General features: G+C 70.2%; 20 protein-coding genes. 16 read left to right on the forward strand and 4 right to left on the reverse strand.

Annotation, left to right across the window (positions count from 1 at the left end):
• Position 1 precedes the first annotated feature (1 nt).
• The 7 genes from BTZ20_RS05395 (at position 2) to BTZ20_RS26610 (ending at position 8005) form a co-directional block, all read left to right on the forward strand.
• Positions 2–205, forward strand: coding sequence for a heavy-metal-associated domain-containing protein (locus BTZ20_RS05395; protein ID WP_077040663.1), 204 nt, complete (start codon positions 2–4; stop codon positions 203–205).
• On the forward strand, positions 202–2412 hold the full coding sequence (locus tag BTZ20_RS05400; protein ID WP_077040664.1) for a heavy metal translocating P-type ATPase: 2211 nt from the start codon (positions 202–204) through the stop codon (positions 2410–2412). Before BTZ20_RS05395 ends, BTZ20_RS05400 begins: the two co-directional genes overlap by 4 nt.
• A 77-nt stretch (positions 2413–2489) precedes the next feature.
• Positions 2490–3965, forward strand: coding sequence for a flavin-containing monooxygenase (locus BTZ20_RS05405; RefSeq protein WP_223263642.1), 1476 nt, complete (start codon positions 2490–2492; stop codon positions 3963–3965).
• Between the two features lie 52 nt (positions 3966–4017).
• A complete protein-coding gene (locus BTZ20_RS05410) occupies positions 4018–4686 on the forward strand; it encodes a response regulator transcription factor (protein ID WP_223263643.1) in 669 nt (222 codons plus the stop codon).
• A gap of 29 nt (positions 4687–4715) precedes the next feature.
• Entirely contained in the window at positions 4716–6005 is a 1290-nt protein-coding gene (locus BTZ20_RS05415) for a sensor histidine kinase (RefSeq protein ID WP_145982217.1), read from the forward strand.
• 117 nt (positions 6006–6122) lie between these two features.
• Positions 6123–7178 (forward strand): glycoside hydrolase, encoded by a 1056-nt coding sequence (locus BTZ20_RS28910; protein ID WP_189636599.1) that lies wholly within the window; start codon positions 6123–6125, stop codon positions 7176–7178.
• Positions 7091–8005 (forward strand): glycoside hydrolase, encoded by a 915-nt coding sequence (locus BTZ20_RS26610; protein ID WP_145982219.1) that lies wholly within the window; start codon positions 7091–7093, stop codon positions 8003–8005. Before BTZ20_RS28910 ends, BTZ20_RS26610 begins: the two co-directional genes overlap by 88 nt.
• A gap of 25 nt (positions 8006–8030) precedes the next feature.
• Here the strand turns inward: BTZ20_RS26610 and BTZ20_RS05425 are convergent, their stop codons facing one another.
• Positions 8031–9950, reverse strand: a complete 1920-nt coding sequence (locus BTZ20_RS05425) for an acyl-CoA dehydrogenase (RefSeq protein ID WP_077040667.1) — start codon at positions 9948–9950, stop codon at positions 8031–8033.
• Between the two features lie 162 nt (positions 9951–10112).
• On the opposite strand from BTZ20_RS05425, the gene BTZ20_RS05430 reads away from it, so the two are divergent.
• Positions 10113–11090: a DUF389 domain-containing protein gene (locus BTZ20_RS05430; RefSeq protein WP_077040668.1), complete on the forward strand. Its 978-nt coding sequence runs from the start codon at positions 10113–10115 to the stop codon at positions 11088–11090.
• A 4-nt stretch (positions 11091–11094) separates the two neighbouring features.
• Here the strand turns inward: BTZ20_RS05430 and fahA are convergent, their stop codons facing one another.
• The 3 genes from fahA to BTZ20_RS05445 are packed head-to-tail and all read right to left on the reverse strand — an operon-like array spanning position 11095 to position 14323.
• Positions 11095–12258 (reverse strand): fumarylacetoacetase, encoded by a 1164-nt coding sequence (fahA, locus tag BTZ20_RS05435; protein ID WP_077040669.1) that lies wholly within the window; start codon positions 12256–12258, stop codon positions 11095–11097.
• Complete coding sequence (locus BTZ20_RS05440; RefSeq protein WP_077040670.1) at positions 12255–13133, reverse strand: hypothetical protein; 879 nt, start codon at positions 13131–13133, stop codon at positions 12255–12257. The genes fahA and BTZ20_RS05440 overlap by 4 nt, the downstream gene beginning before the upstream one ends.
• The gene (locus BTZ20_RS05445; protein WP_077040671.1) at positions 13130–14323 is read right to left on the reverse strand and encodes a homogentisate 1,2-dioxygenase; all 1194 of its coding nucleotides are present in this window, start codon (positions 14321–14323) and stop codon (positions 13130–13132) included. The genes BTZ20_RS05440 and BTZ20_RS05445 overlap by 4 nt, the downstream gene beginning before the upstream one ends.
• Positions 14324–14451: 128 nt before the next feature.
• Here BTZ20_RS05445 and BTZ20_RS05450 point away from each other — a divergent pair, with 128 nt between their 5' ends.
• The 8 genes from BTZ20_RS05450 to BTZ20_RS05485 all read left to right on the forward strand — a co-directional run bounded on the left by BTZ20_RS05450 (position 14452) and on the right by BTZ20_RS05485 (position 21419).
• On the forward strand, positions 14452–14877 hold the full coding sequence (locus tag BTZ20_RS05450; protein ID WP_077040672.1) for a winged helix-turn-helix transcriptional regulator: 426 nt from the start codon (positions 14452–14454) through the stop codon (positions 14875–14877).
• A 77-nt stretch (positions 14878–14954) separates the two neighbouring features.
• Positions 14955–15284, forward strand: a complete 330-nt coding sequence (gene trxA / locus BTZ20_RS05455) for a thioredoxin (RefSeq protein ID WP_077040673.1) — start codon at positions 14955–14957, stop codon at positions 15282–15284.
• Between the two features lie 155 nt (positions 15285–15439).
• Entirely contained in the window at positions 15440–16300 is an 861-nt protein-coding gene (locus BTZ20_RS05460) for an MlaE family ABC transporter permease (RefSeq protein WP_223263644.1), read from the forward strand.
• Entirely contained in the window at positions 16300–17145 is an 846-nt protein-coding gene (locus tag BTZ20_RS05465) for an MlaE family ABC transporter permease (RefSeq protein ID WP_077040674.1), read from the forward strand. Before BTZ20_RS05460 ends, BTZ20_RS05465 begins: the two co-directional genes overlap by 1 nt.
• Entirely contained in the window at positions 17142–18356 is a 1215-nt protein-coding gene (locus tag BTZ20_RS05470; protein ID WP_077040675.1) for an MlaD family protein, read from the forward strand. Before BTZ20_RS05465 ends, BTZ20_RS05470 begins: the two co-directional genes overlap by 4 nt.
• Entirely contained in the window at positions 18356–19366 is a 1011-nt protein-coding gene (locus BTZ20_RS05475) for an MCE family protein (protein ID WP_077040676.1), read from the forward strand. The genes BTZ20_RS05470 and BTZ20_RS05475 overlap by 1 nt, the downstream gene beginning before the upstream one ends.
• Positions 19363–20355 (forward strand): MCE family protein, encoded by a 993-nt coding sequence (locus BTZ20_RS05480; RefSeq protein WP_077043503.1) that lies wholly within the window; start codon positions 19363–19365, stop codon positions 20353–20355. The genes BTZ20_RS05475 and BTZ20_RS05480 overlap by 4 nt, the downstream gene beginning before the upstream one ends.
• The gene (locus BTZ20_RS05485) at positions 20355–21419 is read left to right on the forward strand and encodes an MCE family protein (RefSeq protein WP_077040677.1); all 1065 of its coding nucleotides are present in this window, start codon (positions 20355–20357) and stop codon (positions 21417–21419) included. The genes BTZ20_RS05480 and BTZ20_RS05485 overlap by 1 nt, the downstream gene beginning before the upstream one ends.
• The last annotated feature ends 14 nt before the right edge of the window (positions 21420–21433 follow it).

Raw genomic sequence — 21433 nt, forward strand, 5'->3', positions numbered from 1 at the left:
GATGCAGACCACGTACACCGTCACGGGCATGACCTGCGGGCACTGCGTCGCCTCGGTCACCGAGGAGGTCGGCGCCATCGCCGGTGTCACCGAGGTGCTCGTGGACCTGGCCACCGGAGCGGTCCGTGTGACCAGTGAGTCCGAGCTCGACCCGCAGGCCGTCGCCGAGGCGGTCGAAGAGGCGGGCTACGAGCTGGCGCCATGACCGCCGCCGGCCGTGGCGCGCTGGACACCGTCGACGTCGCGGAGCGCGAGCTCGACCTCGATCTCGGCGGGATGACGTGCGCCTCCTGCGCGAACCGGATCGAGCGCAAGCTGGCGAAGATCGACGGTGTCCGCGCCACCGTCAATTTCGCCACCGAGCGGGCCCACGTTCGCTATCCGGCGGGCGTGCAGCCCGCCGAACTGGTGTCCGCGGTCGAGTCTGCGGGGTATTCCGCGGCCGTGTCGATGCCTGCGGGCCCCGCCGCTGCCGGGCCCGCGGAACCGGCGCCGGATCACCTCGGCAGCCGCCTGGCGATCTCGGCGGTGGCGGCCGTCCCGGTCGTCGCGCTCTCGATGATCCCGGCGCTGCAGTTCGACTACTGGCAATGGGTGGCGCTGGCGCTGACCACCCTGGTGGTGTTCTGGGGCGGCTATCCGTTCCACCGGGCGGCGCTGACGAACGCCCGTCACGGCAGCTCGACGATGGACACGCTCGTCTCGCTCGGCACCCTTGCCGCGTACGGATGGTCGTTGTGGGCGTTGGTGTTCGGTACCGCGGGGCAGATCGGGATGACCCACGAGTTCACGCTGCGGTTGGGCGCGCACGACCCGTCGGGACAGATCTATCTCGAGGTCTCCGCCGCGGTCACCGTCTTCCTGCTCGCGGGCCGGTACGCGGAGTCGCGGGCCAAGCGCCGCGCGGGCGCCGCGCTGCGGGCGCTGATCGAGGTCGGTGCCAAGGACGTGGCGGTGCTGCGAGCCGACGCCGAGCTGCGAATCCCGGTGGGCGAGTTGCGGGTCGGGGACCGATTCGTGGTGCGGCCGGGGGAGAAGATCGCCACCGACGGACGGGTGCTCGAGGGCGCCGCTGCCGTGGACGCGTCGATGGTCACCGGTGAGTCGGTGCCGATCGAGGTCTCCGGCGGCGATGCCGTCGTCGGCGGCACCGTGAACACCAACGGGCGACTCGTGGTGCGGGCCGAGCGGGTCGGCGCCGACACCCAGCTGGCCCACATCGCCGCGCTCGTCACCGAGGCGCAGAACGGCAAGGCGGCGGTCGCGCGGCTCGCGGACCGGGTGTCGGCGGTGTTCGTCCCGGTGGTGCTGGTCGTCGCGGCGGCGACGCTGACGGGCTGGCTGGTCACCGGGCACGCCGCGACGGAGGCCTTCACCGCCGCGGTCGCGGTGCTCATCGTGGCCTGCCCCTGTGCGCTCGGACTGGCCACGCCCACCGCGCTCTTGGTGGGGACCGGGCGCGGCGCCCAGCTCGGAATCCTGATCAGGGGGCCCGAGGTGCTCGAGCAGACCAAGCGGATCGACACCGTCGTGCTGGACAAGACCGGCACCGTCACCACGGGCCGGATGACGCTCGACCAGGTGGTCGCGGTGCACGGCGAGAGCCCCGATCGAGTGCTGGCGCTTGCGGCCGCGGTGGAGGGCGCGTCGGAACACCCGGTGGCCCGGTCGATCGCGGTGGCGGGTGGGCCGGCGCCGTCGGTGACGGAGTTCGAGAACCGCCCCGGCATCGGCGTCGTCGGACTGGTCGAGGGGGTCCGGGTCAGCGTCGGGCGGCCGGACGGCCCGATCCCCTCGGAGCTGCGGTCGGTGTTCGAGGCCGGGCGCACCACCGTCGCGGTGGCCTGGGGCGGGGAGATCCGCGGCGCCATCACGGTCGCCGACGCCGTCAAGCCCACCAGCGCGGAGGCGGTCGCGCAGATCGTGGCGCTCGGCATGACCCCCGTGTTGTTGACCGGCGATCGCGCAGAGGTCGGGCACGCGGTGGCGCGGAGCGTCGGCATCGACCGGGTGATCGCGGAGGTCCTGCCCGCCGACAAGGTAGCGCACGTGGCGGGCCTGCAGCGCGACGGCGCCGTCGTCGCCATGGTCGGCGACGGCGTGAACGACGCGGCGGCGCTCGCCACCGCGGACGTCGGGCTGGCGATGGGAACCGGGACGGACGCCGCGATCGAGGCGGGCGATCTGACCCTGGTGCGCGGCGACCTGCGCTCGGTGCCGCAGGCGATCCGGCTCTCCCGGGCCACGCTCGGCACCATCAGGGCGAACCTGTTCTGGGCGTTCGCCTACAACGTCGCGGCCATCCCGCTGGCCGCGCTCGGCCTGCTGAACCCGATGATCGCAGGCGCGGCGATGGCGCTGTCCTCGGTGTTCGTGGTGGGGAACAGTCTGCGGTTGCGCAGATTCCGCTGACACCCGGCCCTGCCGATTTGCGCTGACCCCACGCCAACTTGAACACTGTTCAAGTTAGCGTGAGGGCAGGGAGATCGGTGAAACAGGCAGTGACAGGTCATGGCGAGGTCCGGCACACCCGGGTGTTGGTCATCGGGGCGGGCTTCGCCGGGCTCGGCATGGCGGCAGGCCTGACCCGAGCGGGTCATGACGACTTCATCGTGCTCGAGAAGGCCGAGGACGTCGGCGGCACCTGGCGGGAGAACACCTACCCCGGCTGCGAGTGCGACGTGCCGTCCGCCCTGTACTCGTACTCCTTCGAACAGCAGGCGTGGGGCGGTGTCCGGGCATCGCAGCCGGAGATCCTCCACTACCTGCGCAAGGTGAGCGTCAAGTACGGACTCCGGGACAAGATCGAATTCGGCGTCGAGGTCGAGCGCGGTCACTGGGACGAGGTCAACGGGCGGTGGCACCTGTTCACCACCACCGGACTGGAGTTCGTGGCGCAGTACCTGGTGGTCGGCACCGGAGCGCTCCATCTGCCCAAGGTGCCGAAGACGCCGGGGGCCGCGTCCTTCGGCGGGCCCGCGTTTCATTCGGCGCGATGGGACCACAGCGTCGACCTCACAGGCAAGCGGGTCGCGGTGATCGGAACCGGCGCGAGCGCGATCCAGATGGTGCCCGAGCTCGCGGCCGCGGCCGGCTCGGTCCAGCTGTACCAGCGCACGCCGCCCTGGGTGTTGCCGCGCCGGGAGGCCGGGCGGCTCACGCGTGCGGTCGGGCGGGTGCCGGTGCTCCGCGGACTCGTCAGGAGCATGACCTACTGGAACGCCGAACTCCTTGCCGTCGGTCTCAACGGGCACCCCGCCCTGACCCGGCCGATGGAGTGGCGGGCGAAGCGGCACCTCCGCCGTCAGGTCCCGGACCCCGCCCTCCGGGCGAAGCTCACCCCGGACTACCGGATCGGCTGCAAGCGAATTCTGCGCTCCGACAGCTACTTCCCGGCGCTGGCCCGGTCTGGCACGGAGCTGATCGCGGACCGGATCGCCGAGATCACGCCGGACGGGATCGTCACCGCGGACGGGACGAGGCGCGCGGCGGACGTCATCGTGTACGCGACCGGATTCCGGGTGGCCGGCTCGCTGGCGCGGCTGCCCCTCGCCGGTCGCGACGGGGTCACCCTGCAGGAGCGGTGGATGCGGGACGGGATCAGGACCCATCTCGGCATCTCGGTCTCGGGCCTGCCCAACGCGTTCTTCCTCACCGGGCCCAACACCGGGCTGGGGCACAACTCGGTCGTGTTCATGATCGAGTCACAGGTGCGGTACGCGCTGCGGGCGATGGAACTGGTCGACCGAGAGCGTGCGAGTGCCCTCGACGTCCGCGCGGACGCGCAGGCCGCCTTCCACGACGACCTGCACGCGCGCCTTGGCACCGCGGTCTGGAGCACGGGTGGGTGCTCGAGCTGGTACGTCGACGCCAACGGAACCAACCACTCTGTGTGGCCGGGATTCTCGTGGCAGTACTGGTTGCGGACCCGGCGGGTGAGCAGGCGCGACCACCATCTCCTCTGAGGTCGACCGGCGACAGTCGTGGCCGGGGCCGACCGATGTCGGGCACGATGGGGTGATGATCCTTGTCGTCGACGACGATTCCTCGGTGCGCGAGGCTGTCGTGACAGCGCTCGAACTCGATGGACACGAGGTGCGGTCGGTGGGCGACGGGAGCGCGGCGCTGGCGGCAATCGCGCAGGACACCTTCGCGGCGATGGTGCTCGACGTCATGATGCCCGGTGTCGACGGCCTGGCGGTGTGCCGGCTGCTGCGGGGGCAGGGCGATCGGATCCCGATCCTGGTGTTGACGGCCCGCTCCGAGGTGGGAGACAGGATCGCCGGGCTCGACGCGGGCGCGGACGACTACCTGCCGAAGCCCTTCGACATCGATGAACTCGCGGCCCGGGTGCGGGCGCTGCTGCGCCGAGCGGCGCCCCCTGAGCCGGCCGTGGAATTCGGGGACCTCACGATCGACCCGGAGGGCCGGCGCGGCGTCCGTTCGGGTCGGAGCATCGAATTCACGCAGACCGAGTTCGCGCTGCTCGAGCTGCTGATGGCCAATCCCGGTCAGACGCTGACGCGGGAGGTCATCACCGACCGGGTCTGGGGGCACGACTTCGGGCCCCAGTCCAATTCGCTGGCCGTCTACGTCAGCTATCTCCGCACGAAGCTGGAATCGGGCGGCGAGCCGCGCATCATCCAGACCGTACGCGGACTCGGCTATCGGTTGGCGCCGCCGTGACGCGGGGCCGACTGCCGCTGCGGACGCGCATGGCGATCGTCACGTCGCTCGCGGTGGCGGCGGTGGTGCTCGCCTGTGCGGCCGGGGCCTACTGGATCTCCTCCCGCGAGGTGTACCGGAGCCTGGACCTCGGGCTGATCAGGGAGGCGACCGCGCTGCAGCTGCAACTGCACGCGGGCAAGGATCTGGGTGATGGGACCGAATGCGCGACGCTCGCCTCGCCCGCGTGCTTCGAGGTGCTCGAGACCGTGGACGAGCGGCCCGTCGTGCTGCCGGAACCGGAGGGCGTCGACGCCGTCATCAGGGGCGAGTCGGATCCCTTCCTGACGAACATCGATCTCGTGGGCCTGCCCGGTCGGATGTACGTGACCCCGCTGCTGGACGGCGGTGCGCTGTTGGTCGCCGTCCGCGCCGATCAGCAATTCCGGGCGCTGGACCGGATCGCCCGGTTCCTGGCGTTGCTGTGCGGCATCGGCATCGTGATCAGCGCCGCGCTCGGCTACGCCGTGGCGCGCTACTCGCTGCGTCCAGTCGCCCGACTCTCCCGCGAGGCGCAATGGGTAGCGAAGGAACGTGATCCGAGTCGGGAGATCGTCGTGGACGGGTCCGACGAACTGGCGCAGCTCGGCGAATCGATCAACACCATGCTGCGGGCCCTCGACGACGCTCTCCGCGCTCAGCGTCAGCTCGTCTCCGACGCCTCGCACGAGCTGCGGACACCGCTGACGGGAATCATCGCGAACGCCGAGCTGCTGGCGCGAGGCGACGGGTTGACCGACGAGCAGCAGACCAGGGTGCGGGCGGCGCTGGCCCGCAGCACCGCCGACATGCGCACGCTGATCGACGACATCGTCGGCCTCGCACAGGGATCCGAACCGGACATCGCGACCGAGGACGTGGCGTTCGACGATGTCGTGGCGGAGGTCGTCGAGGCCGCCCGCGCGCACCGGCCGGAGATCGACTTCCTGGTCTCGGTCAGTGCGCACACCGTGCACGGAACCCGCGCGCGGCTGGCGAAGCTGGTCTCGAACCTGGTCGACAACGCGGCCAAGTTCAGCGCCGCAGGCGGCGCGGTCGACATCACCCTGGCGGAGGGCGTCCTCACGGTGCGCGATCACGGCCCCGGCATCGACGAGGCGGACCTGGGTCTGGTCTTCGAGCGCTTCTACCGATCGGCGCGCTCGCGGGGCACCGCGGGGTCCGGGCTCGGTCTCGCCATGGCGCAGCAGATCGCCCGAGCGCACGGGGCGGTGATCACCGCGGCAAACGCACCCGACGGCGGTGCGCTCTTCACGGTGCGGTTGCCACCCTCCCGGTGAGCCCGTCTGCCGCTCGGCGCGCTGCTCTGATCTTCCTCTAACGTTCGGCGCCTACCTTCGCCGGTCATGAGAGCACTGAAATCGACTCGAGCTGTCGCGACGGCAACGGTGGGGGCCGTGGCATTGGCACTCGCGGCAACGGGATGTTCTGCAGGGCAGTCTGATTCGTCGATCCGCGTGGACGGGAGCTCGGTGATCGTGCCGATCGACGGCGGTGAGGCGCGGGTCGATGTGAACGACCTGACCGTTCGCGGCCCCGTCGAGCTGTCCGCCGCCGCGGCGACGGACCTGGGCACACCAGGGGAGATCTCGGTGGACGCCGACCGCGCGCACTGGTCATATCCCGAACGCGGTCTCGACGTCACGGCGACCGCGCGCGACGGTCGGCTCGTCGTCGACATGACCGGCCGCGGCGATCAGGAGCTGGCCTGGCCGGTGACGGGCGCCGGTGCGCGGGACCTGCAGCTGCCGCGGGGTGAGGGGCTGAGCATCCCGGTCGACGACGCCTTCTGGAACGACCCCGACACCGGCCTGGTCGGGGAGGAGGGCGAACGGCTGCAGGACCTGACCATGCCGTTCTGGGGATACAGCGCAGGCGCCCTCGGCGCGAGCTACCTGGTCCCGACCGACATCGGCACCACCCTCGGGTTCAGCTCGGTGGACGGCCGGCTGCGCGGCACGTCCGTGCACGAGTTCAGTGAGGCCAGGGGCACCGGCACGTACACCGTGGCACTGTCGGTCACCGACGGATCGCCGGTGGCAGCGGCGAAGGACTACCGCGCGCTGCTGCTGCAGCAGGGCGGCCTGCGCACCCTGAAGCAGAAGATCGCCGAGAACCCGGACACCGCGAAGCTCGTCGGCGCCTTCCACGCCTACCTGTGGGGCGACGGCCGCACTCCCGAGTCGATGCGCAGGCTGGAGGAGCTCGGCCTCTCGAGGATGTGGCTGGGCTACGACTCGGACGAGCAGCCGATGAGCCGGGAGGCCGTCGAGACGGCAACGGCCGCGGGCTATCTCGTCGGCCCGTACGACACCTTCGGCAACGCGCAGGACCCGGCGGGCGAGGTCGACAACCCGTCGTCTCGATGGCCCGACGGGGTGTGGCCGGGGACTGCGTCGTCGACGAGAACGGCGAGCGGGTGGGCGGATTTGGCGGCCGGGGCTGTTATCTGAGCTCCCAGGCGCTGGCCGCGCGCCCGGATCTGCTGGCGAGTCGGGTCGCCGCGAAGGTGGACAACGGCGCGACCAGCTACTTCCTCGACGTCGATGCGACGGGTGAGGTGTTCGACGACCACAGCCCCGACCATCGGATGACCCAGGCCGGGGACCGGCAGAACCGCCTCGATCGCATGGGGGTGATCGGCGAGGACCTGGTGCTGGGATCGGAGACGGTCGGGTCGTGGGCCAACGGCGTCGTGTCCTTCAGTCACGGCTCGAGCACCCCGGTGCTGAACGACCTCTGGAAGGTGGAACGGGACAAGGCGACGTGGGGTGCGTACTGGGGGAAGAACGGACCGGCGGCCTTCTTCAAGCCGGTCGAGTTGCCCGCGAAGCTGCGAACCGGGATGTTCGACCCGAAGTACCGTGTGCCGCTGTACGAGACGGTGCTGCACGATTCGGTTGTCAGCACGGATCGGTGGGAGCTGTCCTTCAACAAGCTGCCGTCGGAGCAGACCACCCGCGCTCTGCTCGCGATGCTCTACAACACCCCGTTGAACTACGCCCTGAACGCACAGACCATCGCGGAGGAGGGGCCGCGGATGGCGACCATGCAGAAGTTCTTCGCCACCATCCAGGAGGCCGCCGGGACCGAGCCGATGACCGACTTCCGCCGGCTGACCGAGGACCGCTCGGTGCAGCGGACCACCTTCGGCGACGGAACGCTCGAGGTCACTGCGAACTTCGGCGATCACGCATTCGAGGATGCCGACCTCGGCGCGGTACAGCCGGGCTGTGTGACCGCATCGATCGGCGGCGAGGTGACGTCGCTGTGTCCGTGACAGGACGCCGTCGCCGGGCCGCCGATCAGCCGCCCAGCATCGCCGCGCCGAGGGTGGACTCCGGCACCGCGAACCCCTCGATCAGTGTCAGGGCGTGCGGGCGCAACGTCCGACAGCGTTCGTTGACGCCGCGGGTCACCGCCTTCGCGCGCTCGACGGACAGGTGCCGGTGCTCCATGAACCAGGCCTTGTCGTCCTCGATGACCGTGAGCGCGTACAGGTCACACAGGTCACCGAGCAGGTCGGCTGCCGTCTCGTCCTCGCACGAGTCGATGCCTGCGACGAACGCCTCGAGCACCACCCGGTCGATGTGCGCCTCGGCCGCGCGCAACACGTGGTCCTGGACGGAGTTGAAGGCGTCGAACGGGTCGTCCTCGCGCTTCTGCGCGCCCTGCAGCCGCCGGGCCGCCGTCGACAGCAGGTATTCCTCGCGGTCCTCGAACATCTTCAGCTGGGTGCCCCGGTTGAACAGGCTGCCGTCCTCCTCGTTGTCCTGCCGGGTGTCGAGGATGGTCTGGATGATCTGCTGGGCCGCGGTGCGCGTCTTGACCAGGTCGGAGACGGTGGTGGCCGCGAAGCGCATCCAGTCGACGGGACTCATGCCGCGGACCTCGTCGGCGTACGAGGTGAGCAGCTCCTTCGCGACGAGCTGGGTGAGCACGTGGTTGTCGCCCTCGAAGGTGGTGAACACGTCGGTGTCCGCCTTGAGCGCGACGAGCCGGTTCTCGGTGAGATAGCCTGCGCCGCCGCAGGCCTCGCGGCATTCCTGGATCGCGCGGGTGGCGTGCCAGGTGTTGGCGGCCTTGAGCCCGGCGGCCCTGGCCTCCAGCTCGCGCTGCTCCTGCGGGTCCACCTCGTCCGCGGTCTGGATGTCGTGCAGCCTGGTCACCAGCTGGTTCTGCGCGAAGTGCAGCGCGTAGGACTTCGCGATCAGCGGCAGCAGCCGGCGCTGGTGCACCAGGTAGTCCATGATGAGGACCTCGTCGTCGCTTTTGGGCTTGTCGAACTGCCTGCGCTGCAACGCGTATCGGGTCGCGATGCTCAGCGCCACCCGGGCGGCGGCGCCCGCGGCCCCGCCGACGGTGACGCGGCCGCGGATCAGGGTGCCCACCATGGTGAAGAAGCGCCGGTTCGGGTTCTCGATCGGGGAGGAGTACGTCCCGTCCTCAGCGACGTCGGCGTACCTGTTGAGCAGGTTCTCTCGCGGCACCCGCACCTGCTCGAAGACGATCCGGCCGTTGTCGACCCCGGGCAGCCCGCCCTTGTGTCCGCAGTCGGAGGTGGTGACCCCCGGCAGGTCGGCGCCGTCCTCGCCGCGGATCGGCACCACGAAGCAGTGCACGCCCCGCGACGTCGCCTCCTCGCCCGGTGCCGCGGTGATCAACTGGGCGAACACCGCTGCCATCCGGGCGTGTTGGGCCGCACCGCCGATGTAGTCCTTGCGGGAGGACGGGGTCGGGGAGTCGATCACGAATTCCTGCGTGGCCGGGTCGTAGGTCGCGGTGGTCTCGAGTGCCTGGACGTCGCTGCCGTGGCCGGTCTCGGTCATCGCGAAGCAGCCGAGCAGGTCGAGGTCGATCAGCGGCTTGACGTAGGCCGCGTGATGGCTTGCGGTACCGAGGTTCTCGATGGCGCCGCCGAACAGGCCCCATTGGACGCCTGCCTTGACCATGAGCGAGAGGTCCGACATGGCGAGCATCTCGATGCTCGTCACCGCGGCGCCGACGTCGCCGGTACCACCGTGCGCGGCCGCGAAGCCGTTGGCCGCGTATCCGGACTCGGCGAGAATCCGCATCTGCTCGAGCGCCTTGGCCCGCGCGGCCTGGAGGTCCGGGGTGAAATGCGGCGCGAACTCCTCGCGGGTCAGGTCCACCCGGACCTTCTCGCGCACCTCCCGCCACTGCCCGTCGAGTGTGGTCCGCAGGTGGTCCGCTGTGGTGGCCATGGTTCCGACGGTAGCGCAGCGGCCGCGGTCGTGCGTGAGCGTCGCGGTGCGTTGCCTGGCGCGTGGCGCGGGTCGGAGGTGAGCCCCGGAGGGCGCCCGCCGCCCTATGCTGACCTGGCCAGGTCAGGTCAGGGTCGAGAAGCCGAACGTGCGAGGACGACGATGATCACGCTGATACCGGACAACCAACGCCGCAGCCTCGACGAGCTCGGCGATCGTTTGGACCTCGAGGTCGGCGATGTCATCGCCAAACGCTCGGCCTACTGGCTGATGTTGCTGCTGTCGGCGACCATCGCCGTCGCCGGGGTGATCAGCGACTCCACCGCCACCGTCATCGGCGCGATGATCGTGGCGCCGCTCTCGACCCCGATCCTGGGCATCGGGCTCGGCATCGTCACCGGGCGGGCCGGTGCGGTGGGCCGGAGCATGCTGTACGTCCTCGTCAGCGCCATTGCCGTCGTCGCGCTCGGCGCGCTGATCGCGCAGCTTCTCCCGAATCCCACCAATGTGCTGACCAATTCGCAGGTGACGGGACGCACCTCGCCGACGCTGATGGATCTGCTGGCCGCGATCGCGACCGGGTTCGCCGGGTCGATCGCCATCGCCCGCCGCGACGTCGGCGACGTGCTCCCCGGCGTGGCGATCGCCATCTCGCTCGTGCCGCCGCTGGGAGTGGTCGGGGTCTGCCTCGGGTCGGGTGCACCGTCCCTCGCCGCCGGGGCGCTGGTGCTGTTCCTCTCGAACGTGCTGGCCCTCGTCACCGCGTGCACGGTGGTCCTCATGCTCGCGGGCTACGCGCGTGACGCGGCCGAAACCTCCGGTGCGGCTCGGCGCAGCCGCGCCTACCTCGCCATCGGCGCGGCCTTCGTCGTCGTGTCCGTCCCGATGGTGCTCAATTCGCTCTCGAGTCTCTGGGCGAGCCAGGTGCGTGATGCCACGGAGCAGTGGCTCGGCGGCACCCCGTCCGCCGAGGTCGGCACGGTCACGATCCAGTCGGACACCGTCGTCGTCGACGTGACGAGCCCGTCCGACCTGCCACCGATCGACGAACTCCAGGGCTCGGTCGACGAGATCGTCCCCTGGAACCCGGCCGTCGTGGTGCAACACACCGTCGGTCAGCGAGTCGAGGGCGACGGGTAGCGGCTCACCTCGTGCGCGGCACCGCGGGCAGGATCGTCCCGGTCACCTCGCCGAGCGTGAATCGTCCGCCTGCGGGGGAGGGCGCGGTGGCCGCGATGGTCACCACGTCGCCGTCCTCGAGGAAGGCGCGGGTGCTGCCGTCGGCCAAGGTGATCGGTTCCCGGCCCGAGTCGGTCAGCTCGATCAGGGAACCGACCTGGTCGCGTCCCGGGCCGGAGACGGTCCCCGAGGCGAACAGGTCACCGGTGCGCAGGCGGGCGCCGTTGGCGGTCAGGTGCGCCAACATCTGCGCAGGTGACCAGTACATCCCGCGGTAGCGGGGCCGGGAGACGACCTGCCCGTTCAGCTGGACCTCGAAATCGATGTCCAGACCCCAGTTCTCGGTGTCGCGCAGGTAGTCGAGCGGCTCCGGGTCCTGCGCCCCGATGGGCAGCCGGGCCGCCTCAAGCGCGGCCAGGGGTACCACCCACGGCGAGATCGAGGTGGCGAAGGACTTGCCGAGGAAGGGGCCGAGCGGCACGTACTCCCAGGACTGCAGGTCGCGGGCGGACCAGTCGTTGAGCAGGACGACGCCGAAGACGTGATCGGCGAAGTCCGCTGTCCGGACGCAGGTTCCGAGATCGCTCGGGGTGCCGACCACGAACGCGAGCTCGACCTCGATGTCGAGCCTGCGGGTCGGACCGTCGGTTGGCGTCGACTCGTCCGGGGCCTTGCGCTGGCCGGTGGGTCGCACGATGGCGGTGCCGGACGGTACGACGGTGCCCGCGCGGCCGTGATAGCCGATCGGCAGGTGCTTCCAGTTCGGCGGTAGCGGCGGCTCGCCGGGACGGAACATCCGGCCCAGGTTGGTGGCGTGCTGCTCGGACGCGTAGAAGTCCACGTAGTCCGCTACGTCGAACGGCAGGTGCATGTGCGCCTCGGACAGCGGGTGCAGATACGGCCGGATCCGCTGTCGGTTCGCCGGGTCCGCCACCAGCTCGGTGATCTCGGCGCGTACCTCCGCCCAGCGCGCGCGACCGAGGGCGAGGAAGGCATTGAGGGTGGTCGACCGCAGCGCGGCCTCGTCGATGACGGAGGTGAGGTCGAGCACCTGGTCGCCGATCGCGACGCCGATGTGCCGGTGCAGGGCGTCGGTGGAGAACACGCCATACGGGAGGTGTTCGGTCATTCCTGGGTCCCTCCGAGTCCGAAAGTGGCAGGGCCGCCGCCCGATCGGGTGGGCGCGAGGCCGAGCCGGACCGCCTCGAGCATCGGGGTCTCGGTGTCGCAGGACCCGAAACAGGTCAGCACCGCCCGGGCAGGCACCGGGTCGTGCAGCGCGCGGGCGACCCCGCGCAGCCGGTCCCGGTCCTCGTCGGCCAGCATCGCGGCGGTCTCCGCGGCCGATCCGGATCGAGCGGTGTCCGCGGCCAGCACCAGGTTGAGGAACCCGTGATGGGTGATGCCGGTCGCCTGGTCGGTCTGCCGGATCGCGTGGTGCAGCCCGGCGGTGGCCTTGGCGGGCACTCCAGCGCCCGCGGCCGTCACCAGCGCGGCGGCCAGGGCGGCCGGCGTCGGGAACAGTCCGGCGTCGGTTCCGCCGCAGCGCAGCTTCACCCCGAGCGGCGCCCCGTCTCCGGCCCGGCGCTCGGCCAGCGCGGAGATCACCCCTGCGGTGTCGGCGAAGGTCGCCGGCTCCACGAAAAAGGGCACCGCCGCTGTCGCGCCCCCGGCGGCATCGATCAGCGCAGCCAGGTCGCCGGGGCCCGCCGTCAGCCTCGACTCGATGCCCACCAGCTCGGCCCCTGGGGAGTGGTGCAGTGCCGCAAGGGTATCCGCGAGCGAGGGCACGTCCGCGGTGACCAGCAGTGCGAACCGGTCGTCGGCGTCGAGGTGACCGAGCAGCTCGAGGATCCGGGACGCGGGACACACGAACCGGTGCGTCAGCATCGGTTGTCCGGACGTGAGGTCGCGGCGGTGGCGTGTCACCGCCGCCGCCATGTCGAGCCCGGCGGGTTCGAACAGGCCTGCGTCGTCGACGAGGTGCGCGAGTAGGGCGGTCATGACGACGGCCCCCGGCCAGACCAGGACCAGGCGTAGGCGGGATCCTCGACGGCCAGCCCGCCCTCGCCGAGCGCGAGCGGCCGGAAGGTGTCGACCATGACGGCGAGCTCGTCGAAGAACTCGGCGCCGATACTGGCCTCGGCCGCCCCCGGCTGCGGTCCGTGTGCGATTCCGCCGGGGTGCAGGGAGATCGAGCCGCGGCCGATGCCCGAGCCCTTGCGCGCCTCGTAGTCGCCGTCGACGTAGAACATGACCTCGTCGGAGTCGACGTTGGAGTGGTAGTACGGCACCGGAATGGCGAGCGGGTGGTAGTCGACCTTGCGCGGCACGAAGTTGCAGATCACGAACCCCGCGCCCTCGAACACCTGATGGGCGGGCGGGGGCTGGTGCACCCGGCCGGTGATCGGTTCGAAATCGGCGACGTTGAAGGTGTACGGGTAGAGGCAGCCGTCCCACCCGACCACGTCGAACGGGTGGGTGGGGTAGACCAGGCGGGTGCCGACGAGCCCGGTTCCTCCGCGGTGTTTGACCAGCACCTCGACGTCGGTGGCGTCGCGGAGCAGCGGCTCGGTCGGCGCGTGGAGGTCGCGCTCGCAATAGGGCGCGTGCTCGAGCAACTGCCCGAAGCGCGACAGGTACCGGTGGACGGGCCCGATGTGGCTGCTCGATTCGATCGCATACGCGCACAACGGTTCACCGGGGTTCGGCAGCCACCGATGAGTGGTGCCGCGCGGGAGCAGGACGTAATCGCCCCTTCGGGCGCTCAGCGACCCGAACACGGTCTCGACGGTGGCGGATCCGGCTTCGACGAAGACGCACTCGTCGCCGACGGCGTTCCGGTACAGCGGCGAATCCAGCTGCGCCGCGACGTAGGAGATCCGGACGTCGTCGTTGCCGAGCACGAGGCGTCGACCGGTCACGGGGTCGGTGTCCCCTTGGCTCCGAGCCAGCTCGTGGAGTTTGAGGTGCCGTGACCGGAGGGGGTGATTGAGCGTCAGCGACTGGTCGGGGAGTTCCCATGCCGTCGAGTCGACGATCGCCGAGGGGGTGCCGAGGTGGTACAGCAGCGCGGAGTCGGAGGAGAAGCCCTCCTCGCCCATGAGTTCCTCGCGGTAGAGGTCGCCGCCGGGCGTGCGGAACTGCGTGTGGCGCTTCGGCGGCACCTGGCCGACCTGGCGGTAGAAGGGCATGGCGTTCCTCCCGGCGTCGAGCTGCGGTCCGCCCCCTCAGACCGGTGATGTGATGCGGATCACATCCGTCGCCACTATATCGCCGCGGGTCTGGCAGATAGCTAAGTCCTGGGTCTAGACTCAGCACCGTGACATGCACACTCTCCGAAACCCTCGCCGTGGTCGGCGAGCGGTGGGCCCTGCTGATCGTTCGCGAGGTCGCGCTCGGCCTCCGCCGCTTCGACGAGCTCCGGGCCGCCACCGGCGCTCCGCGCGGGGTGCTGTCGGACCGCCTGCAGCGGCTCATCGCCGCGGGCGTGTTGGCCACAAGGGACTACCGGGTCCCTGGCAGCCGGGCCAGGCAGGAGTACGTCCTCACCGATGCCGGGCTTGACCTGCTGCCGGTGCTGGCCGCGTTCTCCGACTGGGGGGAGAAGCACCTCGCCGACGGCGGGGTGCCCGAGGTGGTCTACCGGCACACGGGCTGCGGCGGCCGGGTGACCGCGCGCCTTGTGTGTGAGTGCGGCGGGGATGCGGACGTGCACGACCGAGTTATCGCCCAGGTCAACCGCTGAGTCCGACGCTCGATCCCGCAGCAGATATCGAGACAGCAAGTACCGAGACAGCAAGTACCGAGACAAAGGAGTGCTCCATGTCCCTGGCCACCACCACCGATGCCGCCTTCGCCGCCGACGTGCTCTCGTCCGAGACGCCCGTCCTCGTCGAGTTCACCGCGAGCTGGTGCCCTCCGTGCAAGATGGTCGCGCCGGTCCTCGAGCAGATCGCCGACGAGGAGGTCGGTCGCCTCGCCGTCATAGCCTTGGATGTCGACGAGAACCCAGGGATCGCCAGGGAGTATCAGGTGATGAGCATGCCGACCATGGCATTGTTCATCGGCGGAGACGTGGTTGCGACGATGGTCGGCGCCAAGCCCCGCGCGGCGATCATGCGGGCGCTGGAGCCGCATCTGCCTGCCGCCTGACCCTCGGCGGAACCCTGGCCGCTGCCGCCGTCCGGTAACTTACTGAAAAGTAACCTTACTCAGAAGTCAGGAAACCTGTTACGCTCACGACCCTGTGATGGGCGCCACGGGGGCGGCGCTCGCGAGGCTCGAGTCACACGCGAGGCGGGAGCGGGATGGCGGCGACTGAAGACCCGGCGGTGGTGCTCGCCGTGCCCGCCGAGGCGGAGCCGGCCGCGGCGCAGGACAAGCCGAACATGTTCGCGCATTTCTCCGCGGAGATGGGCCTGCTGTTCGTGTTCGCCGTTCGGGTCGCCCTCGCCGCGCTGACCAGCGTGCGCCGCCGCAGGTTCGCCTGGCGCGAATGCGTCGACCAGATGTGGTTCCTCGCCCACGTCACCACGGTCGCCTCGGCACTGGTGATGATCCCGCTCGGCGTGGGGGTCGCGCTGCAGATCGGCTCGCTGGCCGACCAGATCGGCGCGGGGGCCTACAGCGGCGCGGTGGTGGCGTTCCTCATCATCGGACAGGCGGGCCCGCTGGTCTGCGCCCTGATCATCGCGGGCGTCGGCGGATCCGCGATCTGCGCGGACCTGGGCGCCAGGACCATCCGCGAGGAGATCGACGCCCTCGAGGTCCTCGGACTGCCGGTGATCGAGCGGCTCGTCGTGCCGCGGATGATCGCGATCGCCGTGGTGTGCGTGCTGCTCAACTCGATCGTCCTCGTCATCGGGCTCGGCGCGAGCCTGCTCGTGCACGTGCTCATCTTGGACGGCAATTCCCAGAGCTTCCTGCGCAACGTCGTGCAGTTCAGCCAGCCCGCGGACTTCGTTGTCTCCGGACTCAAGGCGGTGGCCTTCGCCCTCATCTCGGGAATCGTCGCCAGCTATCGGGGCCTGACCGTGAAGAAGGGCGCGCAGGGCGTCGGGGATGCCGTCAACGAGACCGTGGTGCTCTCGTTCATCCTCGTGTTCATCGCGAACCTGGCGATCACCCAGTTCTATCCGCTCTTCGTCTCGGTGAAGGGTGCCTACTGATGCACCTTCCCGTCGCGATCCGCACCAGGCGATTCGGTCAGCGGACCGTCGCGCTGCTCGCCCGGCTCGGCGAGCAGCTCACCTTCTACGCCCAGGTCGTCGCCGCCGTCCCCGCCACGATCGTCCGCTACTGGCGCGAGGTCATGCGCCTGATCGCCCAGATCGCGTTCGGGTCGGGCACCCTGCTGGCGGGCGGGGGCAGCGTCGTGGTCATCTTCGCGATCTCCTTCTTCGCGGGTTCGCAGATCGGGCTCGAGGGCTACCGCGGGCTGAACCTGGTCGGGCTCGCCCCGCTGTCCGGGGTCATGTCGGCGATCGCGAACACCAGGGAGGTGGCGCCGCTCGTCGCCGCGATCACCCTGGCGGCCAAGGTCGGTACTGGTTTCACCGCCCAGCTGGGCGCGATGCGGATCTCGGACGAGATCGACGCGCTCGACGTGATGGCCATCCCGTCGCTGCGCTACCTGGTGACCACACGGGTGCTCGCGGCCATGATCGCGGTCATCCCGCTCTACCTCGTCGGCCTCTTCGCCTCGTACATGGCGACGGCCCTCGCGGTGGTCGGCGTCAAGGGACAGTCGGAGGGCACCTACGGCTACTACTTCAGCCTGTTCCTCTCCCCGAACGACATCTGGCTCTCGCTGGTGAAGGTGCTGGTGTTCGCGGTGGTGGTGACGTTGGTGCACTGCTACTACGGGTACACCGCCACCGGCGGGCCGGAGGGCGTCGGCCGGGCCGCAGGCCGGGCGCTGCGCACCAGCATCGTGTTCCTCGCCTTCACCGACGTCGCCATGACCGTCGCGCTGTGGGGGCTCAAGCCGCAGGTGCCGGGGCTGACCGGATGAGCCTGCGGTCGACGGTCCTCGGCGGCGGCACGGCCGCACTCGCACTGCGCGGCGCGCTCGCGGTGCTCGTGTTCGGCGGTGCCTACGTGTTCCTGTTCGCTTGGGGAGCAAGGACATTCGAGTCGCCTGCCCGGGTCACCGCGACCGTCCCGGCGAGCGCAGGCGCGTTGAAGGTGGACTCGGCCATTCAGTACCGCGGGGTGAACGTGGGCCGGGTCGAGCGGATCGACGCGGGTACCAGGGACTCGCTGATCACCCTCGGATTCGACGAGGAGGAGATGGCGAGCATCCCCGCCGATGTCCAGGTGCGGCTGATGCCGCGCACGGTCTTCGGCGACTACTACGTGGACCTGGTGTCGCCGGAATCCGCGGACCGAACCGCCTCGGCCCCGTCCCTGCGGCCAGGCGACACCGTGCAGGCGGACCAGTCGGAGGCCGCCGTCCAGCTGTACCAGGCGTTTTCGCGGATCTACGAGTTGGTCGGCGCGATCGACCCGGCCGACCTCAACGCCGCGCTGACCGCGGTGGCCACCGCGCTCGACGGCGAGGGCGCCCGGCTGGGGGAGTCGCTCGACGCGCTGCACCGGACGCTGGTCGCGTCGGAGCCGGTGCTCGACGGTTTCGGTGACGACCTCGACGACATCGCCGAGCTGGCAGGCGAGCTCGACGCAGCGGCGCCCGATGTGCTCGCCACCCTGGACAACTCGATCACCGTGTCCCGGACCATCGTGGAGAAGCAGCAGGGCCTGGCCGCCCTGCTCGCGGCGGGCACCCGCACGGCGGAGGAGGCCACCGCCGCAGGCGACAACCGGGATCGCATCATCACCCTCGTCGACGACACCGACGGGCTGCTCGATTCGCTCACCGCCAGGCCGGGGCAGATCACCACCGTCTATCAGGGCCTGCAGAACCTGGTGACGACGCTGCCGCCCGCCGTCGCGAGCGGGCCCTGGCTGAACTCCGACCTCACGCTCTCGGCCAAGGACCTGCAGCCGTACTGGAAGGCGCAGTGCCCCAAGTACGGTGACCTCGAGGGGCCGAGCTGCACGCAGACGGCGCCCAACCCGCTGGCGCCGCTGTTCGGCGGAATCGTTGGTCCGGTGGGCAGCCCCGCGGAGAAGTCGCAGATCTCCCGATTGTTCGGGACCAGCGGCGATCTCGAGTCGGTGATGGCCGGGCCGATCCTGCGCGGTACCACGGTGGTGCGCTGATGTCGGTCCGGTCCAGTCTCATCCGCTTCGCTGTCTTCGCCGCGCTGTCGCTTGCCAGCACTCTCGTCGTGTTCAGCACGCTCATCAACCCCGTCGCCGGGGCCTCGTCCGAGTATCGGGCGGTGTTCACCGACGGCACCGGGCTGGTGCCGGGCAGCGACGTGCAGATCTCCGGCGTGCGCGTCGGCCGGGTGAACGGCGTCGACCTGGTGGACAACCAGGCGGTGGTGACCTTCCGGATGGAGGCCGACCAGCGGATCCCGATCGACGGCAGGGCCGTGGTCCGCTACGCCGACCTGCTCGGGGCGCGCGCGGTGACCATCGAACCCGGACCGAGCGGTCCGATGACGTCCGAATTCCTCTCGCCCGGTTCGACGATCCCCGTCGAGCGCACCCAGCCGGCGCTGGACCTGACCTCGGTACTCGGCGGATTCCGCCCGCTCTTCGACGCGCTCGACCCAGCCGGGGTGAACCAGCTCGCGACCGAGATCGTCCGGGTGTTCCAGGGGCAGGGCGCCACCATGGAGAGCCTGCTGCGCCGCACCGTCGCCGTCACGGAGAACCTCGCCTCGAAGGACGCGATCATCGACGAGCTGATCGCGAACCTGGGCGGCGTGCTGAAGGTGACCGTCGACAATCGCCCGAACTTCGTCGAGCTGATCGACTCGTTGAACACGCTCGTCGGCGGGCTGGCCGAGGACCGCGACCAGATAGCCGACGCGCTGGATTCGGCAGGGGCCCTTGCGAACAACCTGGCTGGGGTCTTCGACCAGGTGGAGCCCGACCTGGCGCCGACGCTGCGCTCGCTCGACGCGGCTGCGGACGTCGTGGTCGCGAATCAGACCTCCCTGCACGACGGCACCGTCGCCTTCGACCAGCTGTTCACCGAGCTCGGTGTCGCCGCGAGCTACGGCAGCTGGGTCAACATCTACCTCTGCAATGTCCGGTGGAGCGCCCTCGACCGGTCGGTGTCGCTCGAGGGACCGCAGCGATCGGCGGTGTGCCGATGAACTGGTTGACGGTCAAGCACCCGGCCAGGGCCGGGGTGGTCTGTGTGTTCGTCGCGCTTGCGGTCATCGCGGCCGCGCTCGCCGTCCCCAAACTGATCCTGTCGCTGCGGACCGGCGAGTACCACGCCCTTGTCGCCAACGCGACCGGGCTCGCGCCCGCGGACACCGTCAATGTCGCCGGCGTGCCCAGCGGGGTGGTGACCTCGATGACCGTGCGCGGCAACACCGTCGACGTCGGCTTCCGGTTGGACGACGGCGTCGTGCTCGGCGACCGGACGTCGGCGGAGATCAAGATCTACACCCTGCTCGGCCGCCGATCCCTCGACATCGTCCCCGCGGGCCAGGGGCGGATGGCGCCGGGCTCGACCATCCCCCTCGAGCGGACGAGCGTCCCGTTCACGCTCGACGACCTGGGCCGTGGCGCCGAGAACACCACCGAGAACCTCGATCTCGAGCAGCTGCGGGCGATGGTCGAGACGATCGGGCAGGTCGCCCCCGACGACCCCGAGCTGATCGGGCGGTCGCTGGAGGGCATCACGACGGTGAACGAGGCCGTCACCCGTAACTCGGAGTCGATCGGAGCGCTGCTGAGCAGTGCGCAGGCCACCACGCAGACCCTGGTCGACCAGAAGGACACCCTGGTGACCCTGTTGGGCAACGCCGAACTGCTCACCAGCACGCTGGCCGACCGCCGCGCCGTGATCGGGTCGCTCATCGCCGACATCAACCGGCTCACCACCGCGGCGAGCCAGTTCCTCGGCGAGAACCAGCCCCTGCTGGACTCCGTGCTCACCGAACTCGATGCCGTCACGGCCGTCCTCACCGAGAACGAGCAGACCCTCACGACCCTGCTCGAGAACTTCGCGCCCAGCGTCCGCTACATCACCAACGCGACGGGCAACGGGAACTGGCTCGACCTGAACTCCCCGTCCACCCTGATCGGCGACAACTGGCTCTGCGTGTCCGGACTCGTCCAGGGGTGCAAGTGATGAGGCGGGCCATCGGATGGCGCATCGGTGCCCTCGCCGCAGTGGTGGGGGTCGCGGCGGGGCTCGTCGCATTTGTCGTGCGGCCCGAGGCGACGATGACGATCACCGCCGAGTTCGCGCAGACGGACGCCGTGTTCCCCGGCAACCGGGTGACAGTGCTCGGCGTGCCGACCGGGCGGATCGAGACGGTCACGCCTGCGGGCTCGCGCGTGCGCGTCACGATGAGCCTGCCTCGGGGGACGAAGATCCCGGCGGACGCGCAGGCCTGGGTGATGTCGCCGTCGGTGGTCAGCGACCGCACCGTGGAGCTCGACCCCGGCTATGTCGACGGTCCGAGCCTGCCGGACGGAGCGGTGATCCCGATCGAGCGCACGCACTCTCCGCTCTCATGGGATCAGCTGACCCGGTCGGTCAACGAGCTCACCCTGGCCCTCAACCCCGAGGCGGCCGCACCGGGTGCGGGGATCGGCGACCTGCTGCACACCACGGCCAACGCGCTCGAGGGGAACGGTCAGCCCTTCCACGACGCCGTCACGACGATCACCCAGGCCACATCGGTGGTCGCCGGGAAGTCCGCGGACATCACACAACTCGTCGACGGTCTTGGCGTCCTGGTGCAGGCGATCTCCGACAACCAGGGCACCGTCAACTCGCTCGTCGACTCGATCACGGTCACCGCCGACGAGTTCTCCGGACAGCGTGACGACATCACCGGTGCGCTGTCCGCTCTGACCGAGCTGCTCGGACAGGTCTCCGCGCTGCTGTCCGTACACGGCGCAGGCCTGACCTCCGATGTCGCCCAGCTGGCCCAGCTCACCGGCGCGATCGCGACCAAGCAGAACCAGCTCGCGGAGATCCTCGACACGGCGCCAACCGGATTCGAGAACGTGTCCAACCTCGTGACCGACGACGGCAGGGCCCGGGTCAGGCTCAACGTGTCGACCAATCTCTCGCAGTTCCCGGCGACGAAGGCGCTGTGCGAGAAGCTCCCGATACCGATGTGTCGGGGGCGGGGCTGGTCAACCCGATCGAGATCCCACCGAACCTCGAGGGCACCGACCTGAGCTACCTGTTCGCG

Origin of the sequence: Rhodococcus sp. MTM3W5.2, from assembly GCF_001984015.1 — a bacterium.
GTDB classification, from domain to species: domain Bacteria; phylum Actinomycetota; class Actinomycetes; order Mycobacteriales; family Mycobacteriaceae; genus Rhodococcus_G; species Rhodococcus_G oryzae.